Source organism: Pseudoxanthobacter sp. (assembly GCF_036822375.1).
Taxonomy (GTDB): Bacteria; Pseudomonadota; Alphaproteobacteria; order Rhizobiales; family Segnochrobactraceae; genus Pseudoxanthobacter.
Genome location: NZ_DAISHT010000330.1, coordinates 1 through 2,679, shown reverse-complemented (window position 1 = coordinate 2,679; position 2,679 = coordinate 1). Strand labels below are relative to the sequence as shown.

The 2,679-nt window shown below is 65.8% G+C and carries 4 protein-coding genes; 3 read left to right on the top strand and 1 reads right to left on the bottom strand.

Annotated elements, in window-relative coordinates; genetic code table 11:
- Positions 1–150: 150 nt before the first annotated feature.
- From purC to purQ, 3 genes are all read left to right on the top strand, one after another.
- The gene (gene purC, locus V7067_RS17240; protein WP_334177118.1) at positions 151–948 is read left to right on the top strand and encodes a phosphoribosylaminoimidazolesuccinocarboxamide synthase; all 798 of its coding nucleotides are present in this window, start codon (positions 151–153) and stop codon (positions 946–948) included.
- 91 nt (positions 949–1,039) lie between these two features.
- On the top strand, positions 1,040–1,282 hold the full coding sequence (purS, locus tag V7067_RS17235) for a phosphoribosylformylglycinamidine synthase subunit PurS (RefSeq protein WP_334177117.1): 243 nt from the start codon (positions 1,040–1,042) through the stop codon (positions 1,280–1,282).
- A gap of 106 nt (positions 1,283–1,388) precedes the next feature.
- A complete protein-coding gene (purQ, locus tag V7067_RS17230; protein ID WP_334177116.1) occupies positions 1,389–2,051 on the top strand; it encodes a phosphoribosylformylglycinamidine synthase subunit PurQ in 663 nt (220 codons plus the stop codon).
- 151 nt (positions 2,052–2,202) lie between these two features.
- On the opposite strand, the gene V7067_RS17225 is transcribed toward purQ, so the two are convergent.
- The coding region (locus V7067_RS17225) for a mechanosensitive ion channel family protein (protein WP_334177115.1) at positions 2,203–2,679 on the bottom strand (477 nt) is incomplete at its 5' end.

Sequence of the window (2,679 nt, the reverse complement as noted above, 5' to 3'; positions counted from 1 at the left end):
CGTTTCCCGCGCATTCGTCGTTGCCGCGGCGGCATTAGCTCGGTGGCTCGCCGAACCCCCTGTCCCCCTGCCCGCGGGCAGCGCCCCGGAAATCCGGGGCCGGAACGCCGGCGAGGGACAGTCCGCCACAACGGAGAGATGCGGCTCGACATGGATTTCCTCAAGCATTCACGGTACATCCCTATGAACCGTCGCCGCCGCATTTACGAAGGCAAGGCCAAGATCCTTTATGAAGGTCCGGAGCCGGGCACCCTCATCCAGCACTTCAAGGATGATGCCACCGCCTTCAACGCCAAGAAGCACGAGATCGTCGATGGCAAGGGCGTCCTGAATAACAGGATTTCCGAGTACATCTTCACGCATCTCAACAATATGGGTATTCCGACCCACTTCATTCGCCGGCTCAACATGCGCGAGCAGCTGATCCGCGAAGTGGAAATCATTCCGCTTGAAGTGGTGGTGCGCAACGTGGCGGCCGGTTCGCTGTCGACCCGCCTCGGCATCGAGGAAGGCACCCAGCTTCCGCGCTCGATCATCGAATTCTACTACAAGAACGACAAGCTGAACGATCCGATGGTCTCGGAAGAGCACATCACGGCGTTCGGCTGGGCGACCCCGCAGGAAATCGACGACATCATGGCGCTGGCGATTCGCGTCAACGATTTCCTCGCCGGCCTGTTCCTCGGCGTCGGCATCCGCCTCGTCGACTTCAAGATGGAATGCGGCCGCCTGTGGGAAGGCGACATGATGCGCATCGTGGTCGCCGACGAGATCTCGCCCGATTCCTGCCGGCTGTGGGACATCACCACCAACGACAAGCTGGACAAGGACCGCTTCCGCCGCGACATGGGCGGCCTCGTGGAGGCCTATCAGGAAGTGGCGCGTCGTCTCGGCATCCTGAACGACAACGACCGTACCCCCACCGGCGGCCCCACGCTGGTGAAGTGAGCGGCGGTCCGGCCGCTCTGTCTCCGCTCCTGCCGGCCGCCACCCGCGGCCGGCGTTCTGCCCTCCCCGACTTCAAGCCCGCGGAACCGTCATGAAAGCGCGCGTCACCGTCACCCTCAAGTCCGGCGTTCTCGATCCTCAGGGCAAGGCCATTCAGGGCGCGCTCGGTGCGCTCGGGTTCTCGGGCGTGGAAAGCGTCCGTCAGGGCCGCGTGATCGATCTCGACCTCAGCGAGACCGATGCCGCGGCCGCGCGGGCGAAGATCACCGAAATGTGCGAAGCCCTGCTCGCCAACACGGTGATCGAGAGCTACGCCATCGACCTCGCCGCGTAAGGGCCCCGCGGCCGGGCTGCCGCCCCTGCGGCCCGTCCGGTCTGCCCCGCCCGTCCTGTCCGATCCGCCGTTCCGGATCCGCCTTCCTGCACGAAGGAATGCCGCGATGAAATCCGCCGTTGTCGTCTTTCCGGGCTCCAACCGCGAGCGCGACGTGATGAAGGCGCTGGCTGCCGTCTCCGGTGAAATGCCGGTTGCCGTGTGGCATGCCGATAGCGAACTGCCGGCCGTCGACCTCGTCGTGCTGCCCGGCGGCTTCTCCTACGGCGATTATCTGCGCTCCGGCGCCATTGCCGCGCGCGCGCCGATCATGGCGGCAATCCGCGCCCATGCCGCCCGCGGCGGCCTCGTCATCGGCATCTGCAACGGCTTCCAGATCCTCACCGAGGCGGGCCTGCTGCCCGGCGCGCTGATGCGCAATGCCGGCCTGCGCTTCGTCTGCCGCGAGGTGAAGCTGGAGGTGCTGGCCACCGACACCGCCTTCACCAACCGCTACACGCGCGGTCAGGTCATCCGCTGCCCGGTGGCGCACCACGACGGCAACTACTTTACCGACCCGGAAACGCTGAAGGCGCTGGAAGGCGAAGACCGCGTGGCCTTCCGCTATGCCGAAGGCACCAACCCCAACGGCTCGCTCAACGACATCGCCGGCATTCTCAGCCCCAACCGCCGGGTGCTCGGCATGATGCCGCATCCGGAAAACCTGATCGAGCCGCTGCAGGGCGGCACCGACGGCCGTCCGCTGTTCGAAAGCCTGCTGGCCGCCTGAACCGGCACCCCGTCGCAAATCCGGATGAAAGCCGCCGGCCCCCGCCGGCGGCTTTGCTGTTTTCGGCGGGCGGCCTGCCGGACAGTCCCCCGTCTCCCGTCCTGAAGGCGCGCCCCGCCCCCTTCCTGAAGGGCGGGGCCGGAGGCGGCCCTCATTCGTTCTTCGTCTCGGCGCCCTCTTCGTCCTCGGCCGCCGCAGCGGCTTCCTCGTCGGCCAGGATGGGCGCCAGCACCGAGCCGGCCGCCGCCGCGGCCTTGCCGCTGTCCTTAACCGGCGAGCCGTCCGGGTTTGCCACATAGACCGTGACATTGCGGTGGGCGAACTTGATGCCCGCGGCCAGAAACTCGTCGCGGATGCGGGCATAGACCATGCGCTGCACCACGAACTGCTCGTTCGGCTTGGTCATGAACTTGACGCGCATCACCATCGCCGAGTCTTCCATCTCGTAGACGCCCTGCGACTTCAGCGGCTGCAGGAAGAGATGGCCGACATCCTCGTCGGCAAGCAGGTCCTTGCTGATTTTCTTGATGATCTGGTTCAGCTTCGGCACCGGCGTGTCGTAGGTCACGCGGATCGGCAGTTTCACGATCACCCAGTCGCGCGAGTAGTTCGTCAGCTTCTTGATATC

Excerpts from the sequence above, each read along its gene's own strand:
- purS (WP_334177117.1), top strand. The coding sequence starts at position 1,040 with ATGAAAGCGCGCGTCACCGTCACCCTCAAGTCCGGCGTTCTCGATCCT.
- purC (WP_334177118.1), top strand. The coding sequence starts at position 151 with ATGGATTTCCTCAAGCATTCACGGTACATCCCTATGAACCGTCGCCGC.
- purQ (WP_334177116.1), top strand. The coding sequence starts at position 1,389 with ATGAAATCCGCCGTTGTCGTCTTTCCGGGCTCCAACCGCGAGCGCGAC.